General features: G+C 70.2%; 22 protein-coding genes. 9 read left to right on the forward strand and 13 right to left on the reverse strand.

The annotated features are described in order from the left end of the window. Window positions 1-60: 60 nt before the first annotated feature. Window positions 61-987: a metallophosphoesterase gene (locus AB0M63_RS13380; protein WP_355907540.1), complete on the reverse strand. Its 927-nt coding sequence runs from the start codon at window positions 985-987 to the stop codon at window positions 61-63. Window positions 988-1,090: 103 nt separating this feature from the next. Here AB0M63_RS13380 and AB0M63_RS13385 point away from each other — a divergent pair, with 103 nt between their 5' ends. Beyond that, the gene (locus AB0M63_RS13385; RefSeq protein ID WP_366019436.1) at window positions 1,091-1,558 is read left to right on the forward strand and encodes a GatB/YqeY domain-containing protein; all 468 of its coding nucleotides are present in this window, start codon (window positions 1,091-1,093) and stop codon (window positions 1,556-1,558) included. A gap of 110 nt (window positions 1,559-1,668) precedes the next feature. Here the strand turns inward: AB0M63_RS13385 and AB0M63_RS13390 are convergent, their stop codons facing one another. Beyond that, on the reverse strand, window positions 1,669-3,942 hold the full coding sequence (locus AB0M63_RS13390; RefSeq protein WP_355907545.1) for a transglycosylase domain-containing protein: 2,274 nt from the start codon (window positions 3,940-3,942) through the stop codon (window positions 1,669-1,671). 407 nt (window positions 3,943-4,349) lie between these two features. On the opposite strand from AB0M63_RS13390, the gene wblA reads away from it, so the two are divergent. Continuing rightward, window positions 4,350-4,688, forward strand: coding sequence for a transcriptional regulator WblA (gene wblA, locus AB0M63_RS13395; protein ID WP_366019492.1), 339 nt, complete (start codon window positions 4,350-4,352; stop codon window positions 4,686-4,688). A gap of 55 nt (window positions 4,689-4,743) precedes the next feature. Here wblA and AB0M63_RS13400 read toward each other — a convergent pair whose 3' ends face one another. After that, on the reverse strand, window positions 4,744-6,108 hold the full coding sequence (locus AB0M63_RS13400) for an ArsA family ATPase (protein WP_355907548.1): 1,365 nt from the start codon (window positions 6,106-6,108) through the stop codon (window positions 4,744-4,746). Beyond that, entirely contained in the window at window positions 6,105-7,082 is a 978-nt protein-coding gene (locus AB0M63_RS13405; protein ID WP_355907551.1) for an ArsA-related P-loop ATPase, read from the reverse strand. Before AB0M63_RS13405 ends, AB0M63_RS13400 begins: the two co-directional genes overlap by 4 nt. A 95-nt stretch (window positions 7,083-7,177) precedes the next feature. Between AB0M63_RS13405 and AB0M63_RS13410 the strand changes: the two genes are divergently transcribed. The 4 genes from AB0M63_RS13410 to AB0M63_RS13425 all read left to right on the forward strand — a co-directional run bounded on the left by AB0M63_RS13410 (window position 7,178) and on the right by AB0M63_RS13425 (window position 9,793). Next, window positions 7,178-7,336 carry a DUF4177 domain-containing protein gene (locus AB0M63_RS13410; protein ID WP_019063748.1) on the forward strand — a complete coding sequence of 53 codons (159 nt, stop codon included), beginning with the start codon at window positions 7,178-7,180 and terminating at the stop codon, window positions 7,334-7,336. Further along, window positions 7,333-7,800 carry a RidA family protein gene (locus AB0M63_RS13415; RefSeq protein ID WP_355907555.1) on the forward strand — a complete coding sequence of 156 codons (468 nt, stop codon included), beginning with the start codon at window positions 7,333-7,335 and terminating at the stop codon, window positions 7,798-7,800. The genes AB0M63_RS13410 and AB0M63_RS13415 overlap by 4 nt, the downstream gene beginning before the upstream one ends. A 96-nt stretch (window positions 7,801-7,896) precedes the next feature. Next, complete coding sequence (locus AB0M63_RS13420; RefSeq protein ID WP_366019437.1) at window positions 7,897-8,766, forward strand: NUDIX hydrolase; 870 nt, start codon at window positions 7,897-7,899, stop codon at window positions 8,764-8,766. A gap of 196 nt (window positions 8,767-8,962) precedes the next feature. Further along, window positions 8,963-9,793, forward strand: coding sequence for an MBL fold metallo-hydrolase (locus AB0M63_RS13425; protein ID WP_366019438.1), 831 nt, complete (start codon window positions 8,963-8,965; stop codon window positions 9,791-9,793). Here the strand turns inward: AB0M63_RS13425 and AB0M63_RS13430 are convergent. From AB0M63_RS13430 to AB0M63_RS13440, 3 genes are all read right to left on the reverse strand, one after another. Next, on the reverse strand, window positions 9,790-10,617 hold the full coding sequence (locus AB0M63_RS13430) for a nucleotidyltransferase domain-containing protein (protein WP_366019439.1): 828 nt from the start codon (window positions 10,615-10,617) through the stop codon (window positions 9,790-9,792). The two genes, AB0M63_RS13425 and AB0M63_RS13430, sit on opposite strands and share 4 nt — an antisense overlap. Before the next feature lie 60 nt (window positions 10,618-10,677). Continuing rightward, window positions 10,678-11,712, reverse strand: a complete 1,035-nt coding sequence (locus tag AB0M63_RS13435) for a PQQ-binding-like beta-propeller repeat protein (protein ID WP_366019440.1) — start codon at window positions 11,710-11,712, stop codon at window positions 10,678-10,680. Window positions 11,713-11,842: 130 nt separating this feature from the next. Continuing rightward, a complete protein-coding gene (locus AB0M63_RS13440) occupies window positions 11,843-12,517 on the reverse strand; it encodes a Crp/Fnr family transcriptional regulator (protein ID WP_019063754.1) in 675 nt (224 codons plus the stop codon). A gap of 339 nt (window positions 12,518-12,856) precedes the next feature. Here AB0M63_RS13440 and nth point away from each other — a divergent pair, with 339 nt between their 5' ends. The 3 genes from nth to AB0M63_RS13455 are packed head-to-tail and all read left to right on the forward strand — an operon-like array spanning window position 12,857 to window position 15,591. Beyond that, window positions 12,857-13,636, forward strand: coding sequence for an endonuclease III (nth, locus tag AB0M63_RS13445; RefSeq protein WP_355908046.1), 780 nt, complete (start codon window positions 12,857-12,859; stop codon window positions 13,634-13,636). 52 nt (window positions 13,637-13,688) lie between these two features. Continuing rightward, window positions 13,689-14,378 (forward strand): CoA pyrophosphatase, encoded by a 690-nt coding sequence (locus tag AB0M63_RS13450; protein WP_366019441.1) that lies wholly within the window; start codon window positions 13,689-13,691, stop codon window positions 14,376-14,378. A gap of 13 nt (window positions 14,379-14,391) precedes the next feature. Beyond that, window positions 14,392-15,591: a MarP family serine protease gene (locus AB0M63_RS13455; protein ID WP_355907573.1), complete on the forward strand. Its 1,200-nt coding sequence runs from the start codon at window positions 14,392-14,394 to the stop codon at window positions 15,589-15,591. A gap of 15 nt (window positions 15,592-15,606) precedes the next feature. Here the strand turns inward: AB0M63_RS13455 and AB0M63_RS13460 are convergent, their stop codons facing one another. The 6 genes from AB0M63_RS13460 to AB0M63_RS13485 all read right to left on the reverse strand — a co-directional run bounded on the left by AB0M63_RS13460 (window position 15,607) and on the right by AB0M63_RS13485 (window position 23,504). Next, entirely contained in the window at window positions 15,607-15,786 is a 180-nt protein-coding gene (locus tag AB0M63_RS13460; protein ID WP_355907576.1) for a hypothetical protein, read from the reverse strand. Between the two features lie 127 nt (window positions 15,787-15,913). Beyond that, a complete protein-coding gene (locus tag AB0M63_RS13465) occupies window positions 15,914-16,864 on the reverse strand; it encodes an alpha/beta hydrolase (protein WP_355907579.1) in 951 nt (316 codons plus the stop codon). Continuing rightward, window positions 16,861-17,346 carry a phage holin family protein gene (locus AB0M63_RS13470; RefSeq protein WP_355907582.1) on the reverse strand — a complete coding sequence of 162 codons (486 nt, stop codon included), beginning with the start codon at window positions 17,344-17,346 and terminating at the stop codon, window positions 16,861-16,863. Before AB0M63_RS13470 ends, AB0M63_RS13465 begins: the two co-directional genes overlap by 4 nt. Before the next feature lie 57 nt (window positions 17,347-17,403). After that, the gene (nhaA, locus tag AB0M63_RS13475) at window positions 17,404-18,840 is read right to left on the reverse strand and encodes a Na+/H+ antiporter NhaA (RefSeq protein WP_366019442.1); all 1,437 of its coding nucleotides are present in this window, start codon (window positions 18,838-18,840) and stop codon (window positions 17,404-17,406) included. A gap of 156 nt (window positions 18,841-18,996) precedes the next feature. Then, window positions 18,997-20,958 (reverse strand): acetate--CoA ligase, encoded by a 1,962-nt coding sequence (gene acs / locus AB0M63_RS13480; protein WP_366019443.1) that lies wholly within the window; start codon window positions 20,956-20,958, stop codon window positions 18,997-18,999. Between the two features lie 134 nt (window positions 20,959-21,092). Continuing rightward, window positions 21,093-23,504, reverse strand: a complete 2,412-nt coding sequence (locus AB0M63_RS13485) for a SulP family inorganic anion transporter (protein ID WP_366019444.1) — start codon at window positions 23,502-23,504, stop codon at window positions 21,093-21,095. Window positions 23,505-23,730: the final 226 nt, after the last annotated feature.

Raw genomic sequence — 23,730 nt, forward strand, 5'->3', positions numbered from 1 at the left:
GAGGTACCCCCCCAGCCCCCGGTCTGCTCCCCGCCCCTCCCCGCCACTCCTCGCCCTCGCCTATTCCCGTCCCACCAGCGTCAGCAACGTCGCCTCCGGCGGACACGCGAACCGCACCGGCGTGTACTTGCTCGTCCCGCACCCCGCCGACACGTGCAGGTACGACGTCCGGCCCTCCGCCGAGTGCCGGGACAGGCCCTTCACGCGGTCCGTGTCGAGGTCGCAGTTGGTGACCAGGGCGCCGTAGAACGGGATGCAGAGCTGGCCGCCGTGGGTGTGGCCGCCGAGGATCAAGGGGTAGCCGTCCGCCGCGAACGCGTCCAGAACGCGGAGGTACGGCGCGTGCACCACGGCCATCGAGAAGTCGGCGTCGTCCGACGGGCCGCCGGCCACGCGCGCGTACCGGTCGCGCTTGATGTGCGGGTCGTCGAGGCCGGTCAGTTCCACCGACGCGCCCTCGAACTTCAGCGTGCCGCGTGTGTTCGTCAGGTTGAGCCAGCCCGCCGCGTCGAAGCCGTCCCGCAGGTCCTCCCACGGGTTGTGGATGGCTCCTACGACGGGAGGGTTGCCGTTGAGGCCGTGGCGGCCGGCGCTCTTCTCCAGCAAGTACCTCGCGGGGTTGCGGGGTTTGGGGCCGTAGTAGTCGTTGGAGCCGAAGACGTAGGCCCCCGGGAACTCCATCAGCGGGCCGAGCGCGTCCAGGACCTCGGGGACGGCCTCCGGGTCGGAGAGGTTGTCGCCGGTGTTGATCACGAAGTCGGGGCGCAGGCCCGCGAGCGAGCGCAGCCAGCGCTGCTTCTTGCGCTGGCCGCCGACCATGTGGATGTCGGAGACCTGGAGGACCCGGAGCGGGCGCATACCGGCGGGCAGGACGGGGACCGTCACCCGGCGCAGTCTGAAGGAGCGGACCTCGAAGCCCGCCGCGTAGACCAGACCGGCGGCGCCTGCCGCCGCAATTCCCAGGGGTACTCCGTATCGCGCGCGCATTCCTCCATCGTGTCAGACCCCACTGACACGCCTGACCCCCCGTCCGCCGCCGCTCGCTAAATCGGTGGGCGGCCGCCCTCACGCACCTGCGAGAATCAAACCCATGACCACCACGCTCAAGTCGAAGCTGCAGGAAGACCTCAACACCGCGATCAAGGCGCACGACAAGCTGCGTTCCTCCACGCTCCGGCTGACGCTCGCCGCGATCACCAAGGAGGAGGTCGCGGGCAAGGAGAAGCGCGAGCTCTCCGACGACGAGGTCCTCAAGGTGATCACCAAGGAGGCGAAGAAGCGCCGCGAGGCCGCGGACGCCTTCGCGCAGGGCGGGCGCCCCGAGCAGGCCGCGCAGGAGAAGGCGGAGGGCGAGATCCTCGCCGAGTACCTGCCCAAGCAGCTCGGCGACGAGGAGCTGACCGCGATCGTCGCCCAGGCCGTCGAGGAGGCGAAGGCGGCCGGTGCCGAGGGGCCGCGCGCCATGGGCGCCGTCATGAAGATCGTGAACCCGAAGGTGGCCGGACTGGCCGAGGGCGGTCGCGTGGCCGCCGCGGTGAAGAAGCTGCTCGCCGGCTGACCCGCTTGCACGCACCGATATGCGGCTACGACGACGGGGGCGCCCCTTCCACCGGGGGCGCCCCCGTCGTCGTAGACGAAAAGGCCGAACGGCCGCTGAGTGCGGGGGAGTTATCCCCTGTTGCCGCCGTTCCCGTTGCCGTTGGTCCCGCCGTTCGACGTGCCCTGGATGAAGCCGTCGGGGAAGGAGAACGTCGGGGTGGGGGTGGTGCCGCCGTCGGTGGTGCCGGTGGTGCCGCCGTCGGTGGTCAGGCCGCCGTTGTCGTTGCCCCCGTTGTCACCGTTCTTGCCGCCGTCGTTGCCCTTGTTCTTGGCGGGGTCGGGGATGTTGACCAGGGTGAAGGACTTGACCTGCTTGCCCTCCAGGGCGCCGGTCATGGCGTCCTTCCAGATCGGGCCCGGGGTGTCGGCGCCGTAGACCTCGGTGTGCCAGACGCCGCCGATGCGGATGTTGGTCATCTCGACGTTCTGCTTGGCGCTGCCGACCCAGACCGCGCCCGCGAGCTGGGGCGTGTAGCCGACGAACCAGGCGTTCTTGCGGGAGTCCGTCGTACCCGTCTTACCGGCGCTCTCGCGGTCGGTGAGGCCGGCCTCCTGGCCGGTGCCGGAGTCGACCACGCCGCGCAGCACGGTGTTGATCGTGTCGGCGGTCTTCTTGCTCATCGCCTGCGTGCAGGTGGACTTGGGGACGGCGAGCGACTTCTGCTCGTTGCCCACCTTCTGGGTGATGGACTCGATGGCGATCGGCGTGCAGTACGTGCCCTCGTTGGCGAAGGCCGCGTACGCGGAGGCCATCGTCAGCGGCGAGAGGCCCTTGGAGCCGAGCGCGATCGCCGGGACCTCGGGGATCTTGTCGCCGTTGCCCTGCACGACCCCGAGCTTGTTGGTCATGTTCACCACGGGGCACAGACCGATATCGGAGATCATCTGCACGAAGTAGGTGTTGACCGACTTGGCCATCGCCTCCTTCAGCGCGTACGGACCCTTCTCCGACTCGCTCTCGTTCTCCACGGTCGCGCCGTCCGTGTTGACCCAGTTCTTGCCGCTGCAGGTCGAGACGGGGCTCGGGTAGTCCATCGAGTACGGCGCCGGGTACTGCTGGGTGGCCGGCAGGCCCTCCTCCAGCGCGGCGGCCGCGACGAACGGCTTGAACGTCGAACCGGTCGGGAAGCCGAAGTTGGAGCCGCCCATGTCGGCGTTGACCGAGTAGTTGTACTCCGTCTCGTTCTTCCCGTAGCCGTACGGCTTCGACTGGCCCATGCCGAGGATCTTGCCGGTGCCGGGTTCGACGAGGGTGGCCGCCGCGGCGACCTTGTCCGACTTGTAGATGTGGTCCTTGAGCGAGGCCTGGACCGAGTCCTGGGCCTGCGGGTCCAGGGTCGTACGGATCGTCAGGCCGCCCTGGTTCCAGATCTTCGCCCGGGCCTCCTTGGTCTTGCCGAAGACCGGGTCGCTCAGGAAGACCTTCTCGACGTACTTGCAGAAGAAGCTGGCGCCCTTGACCGCGGTGATGCAGCCGTTCTTCGGCTGGCTGACCTTCAGGCCGAGATCGGACTGCTCGGCCTTCGCGGCATCGGCCTTGGAGATGTCGCCGACCTCGGCCATGCGGGCCAGCACGGTGTTGCGGCGCTTCTTGGCCTCGGCCTCGTCGTTGATCGGGTCGTAGCGCGTGGGCGACTGGACGATGCCCGCGAGGAGGGCCGACTGCTGGAGGTTCAGGTCCTTGGCGTGCTTGGAGAAGTAGCGCTCGGACGCGGCCTCGACGCCGTAGGCCTGCTCGCCGAAGAAGGTGATGTTCAGGTAGTTCTCGAGGATCTTCTTCTTGCCGAGCTTCTCCTCGATCTGGATCGCGTACTTCAGCTCGCGGACCTTGCGGCCCAGCGTCTGCTGGGTGGCCTGGGCGACCTTCGTCGGGTCGTCGCCGGCCTCCTCTACGAAGTAGTTCTTCACCAGCTGCTGGGTGAGCGTGGAGGCGCCCTGGGAGACTCCGCCGCTCTGCGCGTTCTTGTTGAGGGCGCGCAGGACGCCCTTGAGGTCGATCGCGCCGTGCTGGTAGAAGCGCGAGTCCTCGATCGCGACGATCGCCTTCTGCATGTACGGCGAGATGTCCTTGAGCTCCACCACCGTGCGGTCACGGGAGTAGACCGAGGCGATCTGGTTGCCCTTGCTGTCCAGGATCGTGGTGCGCTGGCTGAGCTGAGGGCTCTTCAGATTGTCCGGGATGTCGTCGAACCCCTGGACCGACCCCTTGGCGGCGAGCCCCAGCGCGCCGGCCGCGGGCAACGCGATTCCGGCCATGACGGCACCGGCGAGCACACTGACACCGAGGAACTTGGTGGCCTGCTGCAGAGGGGACAGACCACCACCCGAGCGCTTTTTTGGCATGGGGGCAGCCTACGTTCTCATTCGCCGGACACGTGTATAGGCCTTGGCCTAAGCTGCTCTCAACTGTCACAGCAGAGCGGTCACGTATCAATACGTCCGGCGACCCCGAATCGTTCCGGTCGTTCCCTGTTTTTTTGTGGGGGGCGTGTCCGAATCCGCCTCCTGTGTCATCTGGTGCCCGTTGTGGCGCATGACAACTGTCCCGGTTTGCCGGGAAGGTCACGCATGTCGCCACCTCACTCCCCCGGGTGATCTGCCGCTTACCCATAGTCCGTTCGGGCCATTCAAGATTGGGCCCGAAGGGGGTGTTGCGCTGTGCCCACCTTCCGTAACGTCCTCAACTGGCGGCGGTGAATATGCCGCTGCCGCCGTGGGGGAGCCTCGATTCGGGAGAGGACGGCGCCGGTATGGGCTGGGTAACCGACTGGAGTGCGCAGGCGGCCTGCCGCACTACCGATCCGGATGAACTGTTCGTTCAAGGAGCAGCGCAGAACAGGGCGAAGGCAGTGTGCACCGGATGTCCGGTACGCACGGAGTGCCTCGCGGATGCGCTCGACAACCGCGTCGAATTCGGCGTGTGGGGAGGAATGACGGAGCGGGAGCGCCGCGCACTGCTGCGCAGGCGGCCCACTGTCACTTCATGGCGCCGGCTACTGGAGACCGCGCGTATCGAGTACGAGCGAGGGGTCGGCATCATCCCCCTCGACCACGACGAGATCTACGAGAACTACGCGGCGGTGAGCTGACGCCGGTCCCCTTCTGGGGGCCGACCGACCCCGGGCGATCCCCGGGGGATGCGCGTCAGACCTTCGTCTCGGGCAGCTCCGGCCGACCGGCCGCGAGCCGGTTCCCGATGTCCCGCAGCCCCGCGAGGTCGTGTACATCGCCGGGCAGCGCGGCCACTTCGGCCACGGCCACCTCCGGGTGGCGTGCGGTGAAGCGGTCACGCGTGCGCTGCTCGCGGGAGAGCAGCCGCATCCGCTCGGCGTGCAGCTTGAGCAGGCCTGCGGTGAGTTGGTCCACGGATCGCTCGTCAGCGGCGTGCTCGTCGTCCGTGGCGGCGGGGGAGCCTTCGTCACGAGCTGCTGCCTGGGAACCGGGACCGGGAGACGGAGAACCGGGAGATTCTGAACTGCCGTACGTGTCGGGAGAGTTACGAAGTCCAACCTTCCCGCCCACCTGATCGACAATGCGGGGCTCCTCAAGATTTTCCGCGGCGGCGAGTGCCCGCTCGGCCGACAGCCGGGCGGCACCACTGCCGTGGACCCGGTTGAGCACCAGACCGGCCAGCGGCATCTCCTCGGCCGCCAGCCGCTCCACGAAGTACGCGGCCTCGCGCAACGCGTCCCGCTCCGGGGCCGCGACCACCAGGAACGCCGTACCGGGCGCCTGAAGCAGCTTGTACGTCGCGTCCGCGCGGGTGCGGAACCCGCCGAAGGTGGTGTCCATCGCGGCCACGAACGTCTGGACGTCCTTGAGGAGTTGACCCCCGAGCAACTTGCCGAGGGTGCCGGTCATCATCGACATGCCGACATTGAGGAACTTCATGCCGGCCCGTCCGCCCAGCTTCGCCGGGGCGGTCAGCAGCCGGATCAGCTTGCCGTCCAGGAACGAGCCGAGACGTTTCGGCGCGTCCAGGAAGTCGAGGGCCGAGCGGGACGGCGGGGTGTCCACCACGATCAGGTCCCAGTCGTGCTGGGCCCGCAACTGGCCCAGCTTCTCCATCGCCATGTACTCCTGCGTGCCCGCGAAGCCCGCCGAGAGCGACTGGTAGAAGGGGTTGTTCAGGATCGCGGCCGCCCGCTCGCGGTCCGCGTGCGCCTCGACGATCTCGTCGAAGGTGCGCTTCATGTCGAGCATCATGGCGTGCAGTTCGCCGTTACCGTCGACGCCCTTCACCCGGCGCGGGGTGTTGTCCAGCGAGTCGATCCCCATGGACTGGGCGAGCCGCCGGGCCGGGTCGATGGTCAGGACGACGACCCTGCGGCCCCGCTCGGCGGCGCGCAGCCCGAGGGCCGCCGCGGTGGTCGTCTTGCCGACCCCGCCCGAGCCGCAGCACACCACGATCCGGGTCTCCGGGTCGTCCAGCAGCGGGTCGACGTCGAGCACGCGCGCGGGGGACAGCCGACGCGCGCTGTCGTGCCCCTGAGCCGGGTCCGGACTCATGACATCCCCTGCTTCCGCAGCTCGGTGGCGAGTTCGTACAGGCCCGCGAGGTCCATGCCCTCGGCGAGCAACGGCAGTTCGTGCAGCGGCAGGCCCTGGTCGGCGAGCACGGCCCGCTGTTCGTGCTCCAGCGCGTACCGCTCGGCGTACTCCTCGGCCTGTGCGAGCAGCGGATCCACCAGCTTCTCGGCATTGCCGCCGCGCCGGGCCCCGCCGAGGCCCGCGGCGGACAGCGACTGCGCCACCGCCGTGCGCGGCACGTCCCGTACGAGATCCAGGTCGGTCGCGTCCAGCACCTCGGGGCGCACCATGTTCACGATGATCCGGCCCACCGGCAGCCGGGCCGCCCGCAGTTCGGCGATGCCGTCCGCGGTCTCCTGGACGGGCATCTCCTCAAGGAGCGTCACCAGGTGCACGGCTGTCTCCGGCGACTTCAGGACCCGCATCACGGCCTGCGCCTGATTGTGTATCGGGCCGATCTTCGCGAGGCCGGCGACCTCGTCGTTGACGTTCAGGAAGCGGGTGATGCGCCCGGTGGGCGGGGCGTCCATCACGACGTAGTCGTAGACGAACCGCCCGCTCTTCTCCTTGCGGCGGACGGCCTCGCACGCCTTGCCGGTCAGGAGGACGTCCCTGAGGCCGGGTGCGACCGTGGTGGCGAAGTCGATCGCGCCGAGTTTCTTCAGGGCGCGGCCCGCGCCGCCCAGTTTGTAGAACATCTGGAGGTAGTCCAGCAAGGCCAGTTCGGGGTCGATGGCCAGGGCGTACACCTCCCCGCCCCCGGGAGCGACGGCGATCTTCCGCTCCTCATAGGGCAGCGTCTCCGTCTCGAAGAGCTGCGCGATGCCCTGGCGACCCTCGACCTCGACGAGAAGCGTCCGCTTCCCCTCAGTGGCCAGGGCCAGCGCGAGGGCCGCGGCCACCGTGGTCTTGCCGGTACCGCCCTTGCCACTGACGACCTGGAGCCTGCTCACGTCTTCGAGCCTAACCAAACCGCGCCCGAACCAAGCCAGAGGCTGTGGACAACGCGAGGGCGGACGGTCGGTGGGCAGCGGCTAAAGTCGGCCGCATGACCAAGTGGGAATACTCGACTGTGCCGCTGCTCGTCCACGCCACGAAGCAGATTCTGGACACCTGGGGCGAGGACGGCTGGGAGCTCGTCCAGGTCGTGCCCGGGCCGAACAACCCCGAGCAGTTGGTGGCTTACCTCAAGCGGGAGAAGGCATGAGTGCCGTCGAGGCCAGGCTCGCCGAACTCGGCCTGACCCTGCCGGCGGTCGTCCCGCCGCTCGCCGCGTACCAGCCCGCCGTACAGAGCGGTGTCTACGTCTACACCTCGGGCCAACTGCCCATGGTGGACGGCAAGCTCCCGGTCACCGGCAAGGTGGGCGGTGAGGTCACCGCGGAGGAGGCCAAGGAACTGGCCCGCACCTGCGCGCTGAACGCCCTCGCCGCCGTGAAGTCGGTCACCGGTGACCTGGACCGCATCGCGCGCGTGGTGAAGGTGGTCGGTTTCGTCGCCTCGGCCGCCGACTTCACCGGCCAGCCCGGTGTCGTCAACGGCGCCAGCGAACTGCTCGGCGAGGTCCTCGGCGACAAGGGCGTGCACGCGCGGAGCGCGGTCGGCGTGGCGGTGCTGCCGCTGGACGCGCCGGTCGAGGTCGAGATCCAGGTGGAGCTGACGCAGGCGTAGTCGCTGTCCCGGAGTGTGCGACCGGGCTCAATCGCCCTCCTGGGGTGCACGTTGTTGCCTCTCGAACATCCGCGCGCTACGGGATAGCCTCCGCCCATGGCGAATGGGCAGTGGTACCCGGCCGAGTGGCCCGAGCGCATCCGCGCGCTCGCGGAGGGCGCGCTCACGCCGGTCGCCCCCCGGCGGGCGGCCACGGTGATGCTCCTCAGGGACACCGACACCGGCCCCGCCGTCCACATGCTGCGCAGACGCGCCTCCATGGCCTTCGCCGGGGGCGCGTACGCGTATCCGGGCGGCGGTGTCGACCCGCGCGACGACGACCACCAGGTCCGCTGGGCGGGCCCCACGCGCGCGTGGTGGGCGAACCGGCTCGGCGTCGACGAGACGGCCGCCCAGGCGATCGTGTGCGCGGCGGTCCGCGAGACCTACGAGGAGGCGGGCGTCCTGCTCGCCGGCCCCACCCCCGACTCCGTGGTCGGCGACACCACCGGCGCGGACTGGGAGACGGACCGCGCCGCCCTGGTCGCCCGTGACCTGTCCTTCGCCGAGTTCCTCGACCGCCGGGGCCTGGTCCTGCGCTCCGACCTGCTGGGCGCGTGGGCCCGCTGGATCACCCCGGAGTTCGAGACCCGCCGCTACGACACCTGGTTCTTCGTGGCCGTCCTCCCCGAGGGCCAGCGCACCCGCAACGCCTCCACGGAGGCCGACCGCACGGTGTGGATCACCCCCGGCGAGGCGGCGACCGGGTACGACAGCGGCGACCTGACGATGATGCCGCCCACCATCGCGACCCTGCGTGGGCTGATTCCGTACGACAGCGCGGCCGAGGCCCTGTCGTCGGCCCCGGCCCGCGATCTGACGCCCGTCCTCGCCCGGGCCCGCCTGGAGGACGGCGAGATCGTGCTGGCCTGGCCGGGGCACGAGGAGTTCACGAAGCACATTCCTCTGGGCGGGGCGCCCGCATGAGGGGTGCGGTGAGGGACATCTGCGGTGCGACCGGTGCGGCGACGCATGCTTGTTGGAGGAACGGTTCGTCGAACGGTGTCCCCTGGCCGGCCTCCCGCCGGACCGCCCCGCCGAAGAACACCCCGTCCATGCCCGCCCACGACCACCCCCACCGAACGCCACTTCCACAGCCCACCCCGAAGGAAGGCGCCCCCGCATGACCGACGCAGCCGCCCTCCCCGGCCAGCCGCGGGGCGGGGTTCTCACCGGCCCCGCCACCGCGCGTGCCGTCAACGTGCTCGCGCCCAACGCGTCCGCGATGACCCTGGACGGGACGAACACGTGGATCGTCGCGGAGCCGGACTCCGAGCTGGCCGTGGTGATCGACCCGGGGCCGTTGGACGAGGGGCATCTGCGCAATGTCGTCGACACGGCCGAGAAGGCGGGCAAGCGGATCGCGCTGACCCTGCTGACGCACGGGCACCCCGACCACGCGGAAGGCGCCGCCCGTTTCGCCGAGCTGACGGACACCAAGGTGCGCGCCCTGGATCCGGCGCTGCGGCTCGGGGACGAGGGGCTGGGCGCCGGGGAGGTGATCAGGGTCGGCGGGGTCGAGCTGGTCGTCGTGTCGACGCCCGGACACACCGGGGACTCCCTGTGCTTCCATCTCCCGGCCGATCAGGCCGTCCTGACCGGGGACACCGTCCTGGGACGCGGTACGACCGTGGTGGCCCATCCTGACGGCCGCCTGGGCGACTATCTGGACTCGCTGCGGCGGCTGCGCTCCCTCACCGTGGACGACGGCGTCCACACCGTCCTGCCGGGCCACGGGCCGGTCCTGGAGGACGCCCAGGGTGCCGTCGAGTTCTATCTCGCCCATCGCGCCCACCGGCTCGCCCAGATCGAGACGGCGGTCGAGGACGGTTTCCGGAGCCCGGCCGAGGTCGTGGCCCACGTGTACGCGGACGTCGACCGATCCCTGTGGCCGGCGGCGGAGCTGTCGGTACGGGCCCAACTGGACTACCTGAAGGAACACGGCCTGATCTAGCCCATGTCGGGGCGCGGCGCCTTGATGCCGTGCACGCGCGCGTACTCCTCGGCCAGCCACGGGCCGAGATCGTCGACGTACGACAGCAGGACGCCCGCGTCGCCCGTCGGCTCATACCCGAGGACGGCCGCCGTGCGCAGTTGCTCCGCCCGCTCGGGGTAGTAGGCGCCGAATGCCTCGGCCATCTCCCCGAGATCGCTGGTCCAGCCGTTCCAGCGGGGCATGACCAGGGTGAACCCGGTGCGCACCAAGTGCCGGGACATGAAGCGCACCAGGGAGCGCCGGGCCTCGTCCGTGTCCTCGGCCGACGCGATCCGCTCGCGCCAGCGGGGGAGCAGCAGCGCCAGGTCGCCGTTGGTCTCCCGGGCCAGGAGCGAGTCGGGGCGGTAGCGGGGCAGGTACTCGGCGAGGTCCTCCCCGAGCAGCGGTGTGCACAGGCACGCGACGAACCACCCCAGGTCGTACGTCTCCAACTCGCTGAGCAGCCGCGTACGGCCGTACAGCAGTGTGCCGACCCCGTCGATCTCCGGGAACTCCTTGTCGAGCGCCTCACCCAGGCCAGACGCCTCGGAGCGGTCCTCCGCGGTCGGCTCCTGCCGGGTCACCACGAGGAGGTCCAGGTCGCTGTGCCCCACGCGCGCGGTGCCGCGCGGGATCGACCCGTAGAGGTACGCGCTGTTGAGGCGTCCCCCGTAGACATCGATCAGCCGGTCCCGCGCGGTGGCGACGACCGGCCGGAAGGCGTGCGGAACGCGCCCCAGGGAGCCCTCTCGCTCGATGTACCCCTGGGCGTCGAGTCCTCTTCGGTGCACCGTTTCGGCCATGGGATCACTGTGCCGGGAGACGGTCCCCCGGGGAGCGTTTTTGCCCACCGCCGAACGGGGTCATCGCCAGCGGAACGTCCGTAACCGATGGGTGTCCCCGAAGGACGTACAGCTCACCGTGATCAGATCGCCGGACACGGCGAGGAACGGATCGAAGGCGTAGCCGGGGATCCTGCGCGTGGCCACGACCCGGCCGTCCGCGGGGTCGAGCACGCTCAGCCGCTCGCCGTGCAGGTGGACGACCAGCAGCCAGCCGCGGTGGACGACGGGCGCGGCGTAGGCGGACCCCTTGGCGTGCCAGGTCCACATGAGTTCGCCCGAGGAGATCGAGTAGGCCCCGAGCCGGACGCCCTTGTCCTGGTCGCTCTCCTCGTCGGGAAACAGTTCCACGGCGAGGACCTCCCCGGCGACAGCGATCTTCTCGCCGAACTTCCCGTATCCGTCCGGCAGTCGGAGCGTCACCGCCTCCGTGCCGTCCTTGCCCAGGACGAGCAGCCGGGGTCTGGCGCCTCCTCCGCGCGGCTTCAGGGAGGCGACCAAGGGCTGTGCCCCGATGACGTCCGCGCTCTCGACCTTCGGGTCCGTGAGCCGGTGTTCCCATCGAATCCCGCCGGTCTCCGGGTCGAGGGCGCGCAGCACCGGCCGCTCCGACCAGAACTCGGCGGCCGTCGCGAGGAGGCCGCCGCCGAGGGCGACCTGGGTCCCGAGGTACCCCAGGGGGTCCTTGTCCTGGTCCCGGTGGCGTACGACCTCGCCGGTACTCAGAGCCAGCGAGGTGAGGCCCACCTGCTTCATGTCACGGCCGCCGTCCTCGTGGTGCAGCACCACCCCCACACCGTCCCTGGCGTCGGCGGACACCAGCCGGACGATCTGGCCGCCGGGCGGCCGCCAGGTCCACAGCAGCACGCCTGTGGCCGCCGTGAACGCCTGTACGCGGTCGAAGCGGGCGATGACCACGGAGTCGTCCGTCAGCCACAGGCCGAGCGGTCTCCGGGCCTCCTCGCCCTGCTCGTACGGGCTCGTCCACAGCCGGCGCGCCGATCTGCGCCACCAGGAGTGCCTCCAGACCGACTCCGGAGCCTTGCCGTCGTACATCCCCACCCCTTGGGTCCCCGCCCGGCGGTATGCGAAGGGCCCCGCCGTAGAAGCAGGGCCCTTCGAAGTCGTACGAAAGAAGTCGTACGGCACGCGGTCGTACGAAAGAAGTCGTACGGAAACGCGGTGTCTAGCGCGAGCGCTTCGCCAGCCGCTCCACGTCAAGCAGGATCACCGCGCGTGCCTCCAGGCGCAGCCAGCCGCGGCCCGCGAAGTCCGCCAGTGCCTTGTTGACCGTCTCGCGGGACGCGCCGACCAGTTGGGCCAGCTCCTCCTGCGTCAGGTCGTGCACCACGTGGATGCCCTCCTCGGACTGCACGCCGAAGCGGCGGGAGAGGTCCAGCAGGGCGCGGGCCACGCGGCCGGGGACGTCCGAGAAGACCAGGTCGGACATCGCGTCGTTGGTCTTGCGCAGGCGGCGGGCGACCGCGCGCAGCAGCGCGGAGGCCACCTCGGGGCGGGCGCTCAGCCAGGGCTGGAGGTCGCCGTGGCCGAGGCCGAGCAGCTTGACCTCGGTCAGCGCGCTGGCGGTGGCCGTGCGCGGGCCCGGGTCGAACAGCGACAACTCGCCGATCAGCTCGCCGGGGCCGAGGACGGCCAGCATGTTCTCGCGGCCGTCCGGGGAGGTGCGGTGCAGCTTCACCTTGCCCTCGGTGACGACGTAGAGCCGGTCGCCCGGGTCGCCCTCGTGAAAGAGCGAGTCCCCGCGCGCGAGGGTCACCTCACTCATGGAGGCGCGCAGCTCAGCGGCCTGATCGTCATCGAGCGCCGCGAAGAGCGGGGCGCGCCGCAGAACGTCGTCCACGAGTTCTCTCCTTGTCGACCTGCTCAGGGGATGGTGCTCCCCCTTGGTACCAGGGGACCGTGCTCCCCATTTTGCCGGACCGTCCAAACAGTGTGATCTGTCACAAGGATGCCGCACAGGTGTCCCGAGGTAAGCGGCAGGGGTCCAATTGGGGGCTGATCTTCGGGGTCCGGGACGGATGTCAGTGGCGGGCTCTAGGCTGGCCGGGTGTCCAAATCGCCGGTGAGAGCACAGGCCAAGGGGGCTGGGCGGATGGTTGTACCTCGTGATTCCGCTGTGGGCGAACAGGGCCCCGGTGGTGACGGGAAAGTGGCAAAGGGGGCAAAACGGGTGGCTGCTGTGAAGGCCGAGTCGCACACGGCCCTCGTCCGCCGTGCCCGCCGTATCAACCGCGAGCTGGCCGAGATCTATCCGTACGCCCACCCTGAGCTCGACTTCGAGAACCCCTTCCAGCTCGTGGTCGCCACGGTCCTCTCCGCCCAGACCACCGACCTGAGGGTCAATCAGACGACGCCGGCCCTGTTCGCCAAGTACCCGACCCCCGAGGACCTGGCCGCCGCCGACCCGGAGCAGGTCGAGGAGATCCTCCGTCCGACCGGGTTCTTCCGGGCCAAGACCAGGTCGGTGATAGGGCTCTCCAAGGCCCTCGTGGAGGACTTCGGCGGCGAGGTCCCGGGGCGGCTCGAAGACCTCGTCAAACTGCCCGGTGTCGGCCGCAAGACCGCCTTCGTGGTGCTCGGCAACGCCTTCGGGCGTCCCGGCCTCACCGTGGACACGCATTTCCAGCGGCTCGTACGGCGCTGGAAGTGGACCGAGGCCACCGAGCCCGACAAGATCGAGGCCGCCGTGGGAGCGCTCTTCCCTAAGAGCGACTGGACGATGCTCTCGCACCACGTGATCTTCCACGGCCGCCGGATCTGCCACGCCCGCAAGCCCGCCTGCGGCGCCTGCCCCATCGCCCCGATCTGCCCCGCGTACGGCGAGGGCGAGACCGACCCGGAGAAGGCCAAGAAGCTGCTCAAGTACGAGAAGGGCGGCTTCCCGGGCCAGCGCCTCAACCCCCCGCAGGCCTATCTGGACGCGGGCGGCAAACCGGCGCCGCCGCTGGGGGCCGGATGACGGAACGATCTCGTGGGCACCAGGCGTTGAGCAGTGGGGAACGGGGGCGGGGATGACACACGTGAGCGATACCCAGGGTGTGGGGCTCAGCAAGGAGGGGCTGCCGGGCTGGCTCGATCCGGTGGTGCACGCCGCCGAGACGGTCGAGCCGCTCCAGCTCAGCCGCTTCCTGCCGCCCAAGGACGGGGCGGGCCGCCAGTCCGCGGTGCTGATCCTCTTCGGGGAGGGCGATCAGGGCCCCGAGCTGCTGCTCATGGAGCGGTCGACCTCGCTGCGCTCCCATGCCGGGCAGCCGTCCTTCCCCGGTGGTGCCCTCGACCCGGAGGACGGCGACCCGGATGGTGACGGGCCGTTGCGGGCCGCGCTGCGCGAGGCCGAGGAGGAGACCGGGCTCGACCCCGCCGGAGTGCAGCTCTTCGGGGTGCTGCCCAAGCTGTACATCCCGGTGAGCGGCTTCGTGGTGACCCCGGTGCTGGGCTGGTGGCGGGAGCCGACACCGGTGGGCGTGGTCGATCCGAACGAGACGGCGCGCGTGTTCACGGTCCCCGTGGCGGATCTCACGGACCCGGCCAACAGGGTCACGGTCACGCACCCCAGCGGCTTCCTGGGTCCGGCATTTCTGGTCGAATCGGCCCTCGTCTGGGGCTTCACGGCCGGAGTCATCGACCGCCTCCTGCACTACTCCGGCTGGGAGCGCCCCTGGGACCGCGAGAAGCAGGTCCCGCTCGACTGGCGGTCATGACAGGGTGTCGCTCGTGAATGTGCTGGACATCCTGTTGCTGGTCGCCGCCGTGTGGTTCGCGATCGTGGGTTATCGCCAGGGGTTCGTCGTCGGCATCCTGTCGGTGATCGGGTTCCTGGGCGGTGGCCTCGTCGCCGTCTACACACTGCCCGTCATCTGGGACGCGCTGACCGACAACGCGGAGGTCAGCACCACCGCGGCCGTCGTCGCGGTCGTCGTCGTCATCGTCTGCGCCTCGGTCGGCCAGGCCCTGACCACCCACCTCGGCAACAAGCTGCGCCGGTACATCACCTGGTCCCCGGCCCGCGCCCTGGACGCGACCGGCGGCGCCCTCGTCAACGTCCTCGCGATGCTCCTGGTGGCCTGGTTGATCGGCTCCGCGCTGGCCGGCACCACCCTGCCGACGCTCGGCAAGGAGGTCCGCAACTCCAAGGTGCTGCTCGGGGTCTCCCGGGCGCTGCCCGCCCAGGCCGACACCTGGTTCGCGGACTTCTCCTCCGTCCTCGCGCAGAACGGCTTCCCGCAGGTCTTCAGCCCGTTCGCGAACGAGCCGATCAACGACGTCCAGCCGCCCGACCCGGCCCTCGCCTCCAGCGAGGTCGCGGTCCGCGCCCAGCAGTCCATCGTCAAGGTCATGGGCACCGCCCAGAGCTGCGGCAAGGTCCTGGAGGGCAGCGGCTTCGTCTTCGGCGACCGCCGCGTCATGACCAACGCGCACGTGGTGGGCGGCGTCGACGAACCCACCGTCCAGATAGGCGGCCAGGGCCGGAAGTACGACGCCAAGGTCGTCCTCTACGACTGGCACCGTGACATCGCCGTACTCGACGTACCGGATCTGCGGGCGCGCTCCCTGCAGTTCGCGACCAAGGACGCCACGAGCGGCAACAGCGCGATCGTCGCCGGCTTCCCGGAGAACGGGTCGTACGACGTCAGGGCCGCACGCGTGCGTGGCCGCATCACGGCCAACGGCCCGGACATCTACCACCGCGGCACGGTCCGCCGCGACGTGTACTCGCTCTACGCGACCGTCCGCCAGGGCAACTCCGGCGGCCCGCTGCTCACGCCCGAGGGCAAGGTGTACGGCGTGGTCTTCGCGAAGTCCCTCGACGACCCCGACACCGGGTACGCGCTCACCGCGGACGAGATCCAGCCGGACATCGTCAAGGGGCGCAGTGCCAACGAGCAGGTGGACAGCGACAGCTGCGCACTCTGACGGGTGGGGGAGCTGTCAGCCCCGGGGGTGGCGCAGGCGTACCGAGACCCAGCGGGCCCGGCGGCGCAGAATGCGCGGGATCCCCACCCTGAGGTCCGTCCCCTGCAGTTGCGGGGCGCCTCCCCGGTGGGAGCCCGAACCGTGGTCCGAGCGGCGATTGCGTGCTGCGTCACTGTAGTCGTGCGTCCAGCCCATACCCCGACGTCTGCCCCTGCCCCAAGGTCGATAACCACCCCTTGGCGCCCCAATTGGCGTATGCGCCGGGCAAGTGGCCGTTCGTAGGACAGGTGTTCAGATCCGGATACCGGGCGCACCCGGACGGTCACCGATCGGGTTCGGGATCCTTCAGCCAGTTGACCAGTTCGGTGGAGAAGACCACCGGGTCCTCCTCGTGCGGGAAGTGCCCGAGGCCGTCGAACAGCCGCCAGCGGTACGGCGCTTCGACGTACTCCCCGGAACCCGCCGCGCTGCGGGTGCGCAGCACCGGGTCGAGCGAGCCGTGCAGATGCAGGGTCGGCACCCGCACCGGGCGCTTCATGCGCCGGTTGAACTGGATGCCGTCCGGGCGCGCCATCGACCGCACCATCCAGCGGTACGGCTCGATCGAGCAGTGCGCGGTGGAGGGGATCAGCATCGCCCGCCGGTACGCGTCGATCGCCCCGTCGTCGGGCAGGCTCGGCCCGGACCAGTCCCGGATCAGCCGGCCCACCAGCTCGGCGTCGTCGGCGAGGAGCTGCCGCTCGGGGATCCAGGGGCGCTGGAACCCCCAGATGTAGGAACTCGCCGTCGACTGCTTGACGTCGGACAGCATCGCGTTGCGCCAGCGCCGGGGATGCGGCATCGAGGACACCGCGAGCCGGCGCACCAGCTTGGGGCGCATCGCGGCGGCCGTCCAGGCCAGATATCCGCCCAGGTCATGGCCGACCAGCGCGGCGTCCGGCTCGCCGAGCGAGCGGATCACGCCGGTGATGTCGAGGGCGAGGTTGGCGGGGTCGTAGCCGCGCGGGGTGCGGTCGCTGCCGCCGACGCCCCGCAGGTCCATGGCGACCGCCCGGAACCCCGCGTCGGCCAGCGCGCCCAACTGGTGCCGCCAGGTCCACCAGAACTGGGGGAAGCCGTGCAGCAGCAGCACCAGCGGCCCGTCGCCCACCTCCGCGATGTGGAAGCGCGCGCCGTTGGCCGCGACGTCCCGGTGGGTCACCTCGCGCCCGCCGGGGATGTCGAGCCGTACGACCGAAGCAGGTTGCGCCCAAGGATTGGCGGGGTCCGTCATGAGGTCGAGCGTGCCACAGCCTCGATGGCTTCGGGGGCACGGTCCTCGATCGCCGGGCGCGGATGCGGCTTCGCGTTGCCCAGGACGCCGGCCGTCTCCTTGACCGACGCGGCCACCTTCTGCGGGCCCTTGCTCTTCGCGGCCTTCTTCGCGAAGCGCACGCCGATCAGCCCGAGGACGACCGCGACGAGCACGTTCGCGGCGAAGGAGAGCAGGAAGCAGAGCGCCATGTTCCAGCCGCTCCAGGTGCGGATGCCGTACGCCAGCGCGAAGTTGAGCATCGGCAGCGAGAACAGCAGGATCACCGCGGCGACCGTGAGCGCGCCACCGCTGACCGCCCCGCGCTTGACGTCCTGCTTGAGCTGCGCCTTGGCCAGCGCGATCTCGTCGTGCACCAGCGCGGACATCTCGGTCGTCGCCGAGGCGAACAGCTGGCCGATGCTGCGTTCGGCGCCGACCGGGCTGCCGTCGGGTGCGCTCATCGCGTACTCCCTCTTCCGCATGCTTTTGAACCGTTGTGTTTGTACCGTCTGGTCAGATCATGCCGGACCGTCGTTGTCCTCGCCTGCCCCGCCCGCCACTTCGGCAAGCCCGCGTCGCTCGGCGGCCTTCACCTCGGCGAGTCTGCGGTGCTCGGCGGCCTTGCGGTCGTGGAGTTCGGCCATGCGCAGGTGGTATGCCGGGTCGTCCTGCTCGTAGATGTCGGGGACACCGTCGAGATCCTCGTCGCGCTCCTCGTCCTCGTACATCCTGCGGTACCTGGCGTTGCGCAGCTTGAGCAACACGGTCGCGCCCAGGGCCGCGATCAACGAGCCCGTCAGCACGGCCGCCTTGACCTCGTCGGTGAGCACCGGGTCGCCGTCGAACGCGAGTTCCCCGATGAGCAGCGACACGGTGAAGCCGATGCCGGCCAGCGAGGCGACCGCGAACACGTCCGGCCAGGCGAGGTCGTCGCTGAGCGAGGCCCGGGTGAAACGGGCCGTCAGCCAGGTCCCGCCGAAGATGCCGAGCGCCTTGCCGACCACGAGTCCGAGGACCACGCCGAGCGTCTCCGGCCTGGTGAACACGTCGCCCAGCGCGCCCCCGGAGATCGCCACCCCGGCGCTGAACAGGGCGAACAGCGGTACCGCGAGGCCCGCCGACAGGGGCCGTACGAGATGTTCGACGTGCTCGCCGGGGGAGTGTTCCTCGTCCTCGCGGGTGGTGCAGCGCAGCATCAGGCCCATCGCCACGCCGGCGATCGTGGCGTGGACGCCGCTGTTGTACATCAGCGCCCAGTTGACGAGCGCGAGCGGGACGTACACGTACCAGCCGCGCACGCCCCGGCGCAGCAGCAGCCAGAAGACGGCCAGTCCTACGACCGCCCCGGCGAGCGCGGCGAAGTCGATCCGGTCGGTGAAGAAGATCGCGATGATCAGGATCGCGAACAGGTCGTCGACGACGGCGAGGGTGAGCAGGAAGGCGCGCAGGGCGCTCGGCAGGGAGGTGCCGATCACCGCGAGGACGGCGAGCGCGAAGGCGATGTCGGTGGCGGTCGGCACCGCCCAGCCCTGGAGGGAGCCGCCGCCGGTGAGGTTCGTCAGGGTGTAGACGAGTGCCGGTACGGCCATTCCGCACAGCGCCGCCACGACGGGCAGCGCGGCGGCCCTGGGGTCGCGCAGGTCGCCGGCGACGAGTTCGCGCTTGAGCTCGATCCCGGCGACGAAGAAGAAGACGGCGAGGAGACCGTCGGCGGCCCAGTGGGCGATCGACAGGTGCAGGCCGAGGGCGGCGGGGCCGAGGTGGAAGTGGCTGACGCTCTCGTAACTGTCGTGCAGGGCGGGGACGTTGGCCCAGATCAGGGCGGTGACCGCGGCGATCAGGAGGAGGACACCGCCGACGGTCTCGGTGCGCAGCGCGTCCGCGACGAAGTTCCGCTCGGGCAGGGACAGGCGTCCGAGCACCTTGCGGGGGCTGGGGGTACGGGGCGCGGCCACGGTGGGGACCTCCGGTCGGTGGGCAGGACGGAACTGTTCGCCGACCAGACTTCCCGGCACACCTTGAGGGTCACGTTTTTGCTTAGTTTACCTAAAAGGGGTGCCCGGCGCGCGCTGCGCCGGGCACCCCTCAGGTTCGTACCGCTCAGTGCGGGATCAGTCCTCGCTGGGCGCCGCCGGGAGCTTCGTCTGGATGAGGTCCATGACGGTGGAGTCCGTCAGGGTGGTGACATCGCCCAACTCACGGTTCTCCGCCACGTCACGCAGCAGACGGCGCATGATCTTGCCCGAGCGGGTCTTCGGCAGCTCGGCCACCGGCAGCACCCGCTTGGGCTTGGCGATCGGGCCGAGGGTGGTGCCGACGTGGTTGCGGAGTTCGGCGACCAGGCCCTCGTCCTCCGCGTTCGCGGTGCCGCGCAGGATGACGAACGCGACGATCGCCTGACCGGTCGTCTCGTCGGTCGCGCCCACCACGGCCGCCTCGGCGACGGCGGGGTGCGAGACGAGCGCGGACTCGACCTCGGTGGTGGAGATGTTGTGCCCGGACACGAGCATGACGTCGTCCACCCGGCCGAGCAGCCAGATGTCGCCGTCGTCGTCCTTCTTCGCGCCGTCACCGGCGAAGTACTTGCCCTTGAAGCGCGACCAGTACGTGTCCAGGAACCGCTGGTCGTCGCCCCAGATCGTGCGCAGCATCGACGGCCACGGCTCGGTCAGGACCAGATAACCGCCGCCGCCGTTCGGCACCTCGTTCGCCTCGTCGTCGACGACCGTCGCGGAGATGCCGGGCAGCGGGGTCTGCGCGGAACCGGGCTTGGTCTGCGTCACCCCCGGCAGCGGCGAGATCATCATCGCGCCGGTCTCGGTCTGCCACCAGGTGTCCACGATGGGCGTCCTGTCGGCGCCGATGTGCTTGCGGTACCAGATCCACGCCTCGGGGTTGATCGGCTCACCGACCGAGCCCAGGACCCGCAGGCTGCTGAGGTCGAACTTCGCGGGGATGTCGTCGCCCCACTTCATGAACGTACGGATCGCGGTCGGCGCCGTGTACAGGATCGTCACCCCGTACTTCTGCACGATCTCCCAGAAACGGCCCTGGTGCGGGGTGTCCGGGGTGCCCTCGTACATGACCTGCGTCGCGCCGTTCGCCAGCGGGCCGTAGACGATGTACGAGTGGCCGGTGACCCAGCCGACGTCGGCCGTGCACCAGTAGACGTCGGTCTCCGGCTTGAGGTCGAAGACGGCGTGGTGGGTGTACGCGGCCTGGGTGAGATAGCCGCCGGAGGTGTGCAGGATCCCCTTGGGCTTACCCGTCGTACCGGACGTGTAGAGGATGAACAGGGGCTGCTCCGCCTCGAACGCCTCGGGGGTGTGCTCCGCCGGCTGCCGGTCGACGATCTCGTGCCACCAGACGTCCCGCTCGTCGTTCCACGCGACGTCCTGGCCCGTACGGCGGACCACGAGCACATGCTCGACGCCGCTGTCCGCGCGGCCGACCGCGTCGTCCACGGCCGGCTTCAGCGCGGACGGCTTGCCGCGCCGCCAGCCGCCGTCCGTCGTGATGACGACCTTGGCGTCGGCGTCCTGGATACGGGTCGCGAGCGCGTCCGCCGAGAAACCGCCGAACACCACCGAGTGCGCGGCACCGATGCGCGCGCAGGCCAGCATCGCGACCGCCGTCTCGGGGATCATCGGCATGTAGACGGCGACCCGGTCGCCCTTCCGAACTCCCAGCTCCAGCAGGGCGTTCGCGGCCTTGGAGACCTCGTCCTTCAACTCGGCGTAGGTGATCGCGCGGCTGTCGCCGGGCTCGCCCTCGAAGTGGATGGCGACCCGGTCGCCGTTGCCCGCCTCGACGTGCCGGTCCACGCAGTTGTACGCCACGTTGAGCGTGCCGTCCTTGAACCACTTGGCGAACGGCGGGTTCGACCAGTCCAGCGTCTCGGTCGGTTCCTCGGCCCAGCTCAGCCGGCGGGCCTGCGCGGCCCAGAAGCCGAGCCGGTCAGCCTTGGCCTGTTCATACGCCTCCGCGGTGACATTGGCGTGCGCCGCCAGGTCCGCGGGAGGTGCGAACCTGCGCTCCTCGCGCAACAGGTTGGCCAGGCTTTCGTTGCTCACGGCATCTGCCTTTCCCAGGGTGTCCGTTGTGTCCCGGGCCAGCTCATCAGACCCGGGGGTCCGATGACAAGGGTCGTCGAAATATTGGTTTAGACCTGTCATCGGACCCGCGACCGACGAGGTTCCGCCGAGGCTCAGACGGACAGATCCGCCACCCCCACCCCGTCGAACAACTCCTCCCCGCCCTCCCCGCTCAACAGATACGCCTGCGCCTCGCCCACATGGAAGTACATCCCGTGCAGCTCCAACGCCCCCTCCCGCAAAGCCCGCGCCACCGACCCGTGCCCCCGCAGATGCTCCAACTGCTGCACCACATTGGTCAGACACAACTGTTCTACGGCGTCGGCGGGCGTCCGTCCGGCCAACCGCGCCCACGGCCGGTCGTCGTCGGCCATCCGCTCAAGGCTCGGCCACCCGTGCCGCAGCCAGCGCTGGAGCGGCGTCCGGGCCTCCCCGGACTCGGAGTTGAGCAGCGCCTGCATGGCCCCGCACCCGGAGTGCCCGCACACCGTGATCGATCTCACCCGCAGCACGTCCACGGCGTACTCGATCGCGGCGGCCACCGAGTCGTCCCCGCTCTCCTCGCCCGGCGGCGGTACGAGGTTGCCCACGTTCCGCACGACGAACAGATCGCCGGGACCACTGGAGGTGATCATCGAGGTGACCAGCCGCGAGTCGGCGCAGGTCAAAAAGAGCTGCGAAGGCCGCTGCCCTTCCCTGGCCAGCCGGGCCAGCTCGCCCCGCACCAGCGGCGCGGTGTTGCGCTGGAACGCGCTGATGCCACGGGCGAGTTGATGCCCACCGGCGTCGGCGTCGCCCGGCAGGGAGGCACCCGGCCCGGGACGGTGGACCGGCTCGCCGGGGTGTCCGCTCGGCGGCGCGGACGGTGGGCCTTCGCACTGGTGGTTGCGCCAAGGCGTCCACGGGTGGCAGCGGCAGGCGGTCGACGCGGGCGGCGTGCCGGCCGGATCCGCTTCGCTCCCGGCGTGGTCGGGCTCGGCGACCCGAACTCCCGTACGGCGGCCGGTCAGTTCGGCGGAGCCGCCCCGCGCGGTGTGTGCGTTCTGCCAGTCCTGCAGTGACTCGTACGCCGCGTGGTCCATGAACGAACCGTCCAACTCCACGACGACGTGGGCGCCTTGGGGTACGAGATGCAGGATGCGGCTGAGCCGCGGGACCGCGAGGAACGTCAACTGCCCCCGGACGTGTACGTGATGGACTCCTTCCTGCTCGTCGTGCGTGATGCGGGTGTGGGCAAGGCGGTTGAGGGCGACGGCGACGGCCACGGTGACCCCGAGCAGCACGCCCTCCAGGACACCGAGGAGCACCACGCCGAGTGTGGTGACGGCGTACACCAGCACTTCCCGGTGGCGGGTCACCGTGCGGATGTGGTGCAGGGACACCATCTGGATACCGACGGCCATCACGAGTGCGGCGAGCGAAGCGAGGGGAATCAGCTCCAGCACCGGGACCATCAGCAGCGCGGCGATCACTACGAGAACGCCGTGCAGCATCGTGGAGTTCCGGCTCACGGCACCTGCTCGGACATTCGCCGAACTCCGTACGGCCACGCCCGCGACCGGCAGTCCGCCGAGCGCGCCGGAGACGATGTTGGCGGCGCCCTGGCCCAGCAGTTCGCGGTTCAGGTCGGAGCGGCCGACGCGGGCGGAGAGTCCGGGCTGCCCGGCGACCAGCTTGTCCACGGCGACCGCGCCGAGCAGTGACTGCACGCTGCACACCAGCGTGGTGGTCAGGACGGCGGCGGCGATGCCGAGCACCGGGCCCTCGGGCAGTCCGGCCAGCGCGTGGCTGCTCCAGGACGGCAGGTCGACCTTGGCCAGGCCAAGTCCGGCGAGGGAGGCGGTGAGCGTGGCCCCGGCGACGGCGACCAGCGCGGCCGGGATCTTCCGCATCAGGTGCCCCACTCGGCCGGGGACGCGCGGCCACAGCAGCAGAAGGGCCAGCGTGAGCACGCTCATCGCCACGTCGGCGGGGTGCATGTCCGCCAACTGGGCGGGCAGCGCACGGAGGTTGGCGAGGACCGAGCTCTGCGGGGTGCCGCCGAGGACGATGTGCAGTTGGGCGACGGCGATGGTGACACCGATGCCGGCGAGCATGCCGTGCACGATCGCGGGGCTGACGGCGAGCGCGGTGCGGGCCACGCGCACGCAGCCCAGGGCGAGTTGGGCCAGTCCGGCGAGGACGGTGATCGCACAGGTCGTCCGCCAGCCGTAACGGTGGATCAGGTCGGCGGTGACCACGGTGAGTCCGGCGGCCGGACCGCTGACCTGGAGGGGGCAGCCGCCGAGCAGTCCGGCGACGAGTCCTCCCGCGGCCGCGGCGACCAGCCCGGCCTGGAGGGGCGCGCCGGTGGCGAGGGCGATGCCGAGGGACAGGGGCAGGGCGATCAGGAAGACCGCGACGGAGGCCGACACATCGGCGCCCGCGACGCGGAAGCGGCGGTGCGGGGGCGGCGGGCTGTGCGGCTGGGGGGTGCGCTTCGTCCGACTCGGGTCGGTGGCGCGGGTGGGTACGCAGGCTGACATGTCTTCCCGTCTCCTCCGGGGCAGCGCGGTCGCGGAACAGGTGGTCCCCGTCGATGGCGGGGGTCGGTCGCGGCCGTGGGTCACGGCGTGCAGCGGCGGGATTTCTCAACGCTCGGTAAACGGATCGTAATGCAGAGTAAAGGTCACGCATAGGTTTTGCGGGCAAATGGGCTAATAAGTCATCACTGAGAGTGAAGTGAGAATTTCATCGGCTTGTCGTACTAAT

This window comes from Streptomyces sp. NPDC051576 (genome assembly GCF_040681835.1).
In the GTDB taxonomy this organism is placed as follows: domain Bacteria; phylum Actinomycetota; class Actinomycetes; order Streptomycetales; family Streptomycetaceae; genus Streptomyces.

Bases quoted from the DNA above. Each gene is read 5' to 3' on its own strand.
- AB0M63_RS13380 (WP_355907540.1), bottom strand. From the start codon at position 987: ATGCGCGCGCGATACGGAGTACCCCTGGGAATTGCGGCGGCAGGCGCC.
- AB0M63_RS13385 (WP_366019436.1), top strand. From the start codon at position 1,091: ATGACCACCACGCTCAAGTCGAAGCTGCAGGAAGACCTCAACACCGCG.
- AB0M63_RS13390 (WP_355907545.1), bottom strand. From the start codon at position 3,942: ATGCCAAAAAAGCGCTCGGGTGGTGGTCTGTCCCCTCTGCAGCAGGCC.
- wblA (WP_366019492.1), top strand. From the start codon at position 4,350: ATGGGCTGGGTAACCGACTGGAGTGCGCAGGCGGCCTGCCGCACTACC.
- AB0M63_RS13400 (WP_355907548.1), bottom strand. From the start codon at position 6,108: ATGAGTCCGGACCCGGCTCAGGGGCACGACAGCGCGCGTCGGCTGTCC.
- AB0M63_RS13410 (WP_019063748.1), top strand. From the start codon at position 7,178: ATGACCAAGTGGGAATACTCGACTGTGCCGCTGCTCGTCCACGCCACG.
- AB0M63_RS13415 (WP_355907555.1), top strand. From the start codon at position 7,333: ATGAGTGCCGTCGAGGCCAGGCTCGCCGAACTCGGCCTGACCCTGCCG.
- AB0M63_RS13420 (WP_366019437.1), top strand. From the start codon at position 7,897: ATGGCGAATGGGCAGTGGTACCCGGCCGAGTGGCCCGAGCGCATCCGC.
- AB0M63_RS13425 (WP_366019438.1), top strand. From the start codon at position 8,963: ATGACCGACGCAGCCGCCCTCCCCGGCCAGCCGCGGGGCGGGGTTCTC.
- AB0M63_RS13430 (WP_366019439.1), bottom strand. From the start codon at position 10,617: ATGGCCGAAACGGTGCACCGAAGAGGACTCGACGCCCAGGGGTACATC.
- AB0M63_RS13435 (WP_366019440.1), bottom strand. From the start codon at position 11,712: ATGTACGACGGCAAGGCTCCGGAGTCGGTCTGGAGGCACTCCTGGTGG.
- AB0M63_RS13450 (WP_366019441.1), top strand. From the start codon at position 13,689: ATGACACACGTGAGCGATACCCAGGGTGTGGGGCTCAGCAAGGAGGGG.
- AB0M63_RS13460 (WP_355907576.1), bottom strand. From the start codon at position 15,786: ATGGGCTGGACGCACGACTACAGTGACGCAGCACGCAATCGCCGCTCG.
- AB0M63_RS13465 (WP_355907579.1), bottom strand. From the start codon at position 16,864: ATGACGGACCCCGCCAATCCTTGGGCGCAACCTGCTTCGGTCGTACGG.
- AB0M63_RS13470 (WP_355907582.1), bottom strand. From the start codon at position 17,346: ATGAGCGCACCCGACGGCAGCCCGGTCGGCGCCGAACGCAGCATCGGC.
- AB0M63_RS13485 (WP_366019444.1), bottom strand. From the start codon at position 23,504: ATGTCAGCCTGCGTACCCACCCGCGCCACCGACCCGAGTCGGACGAAG.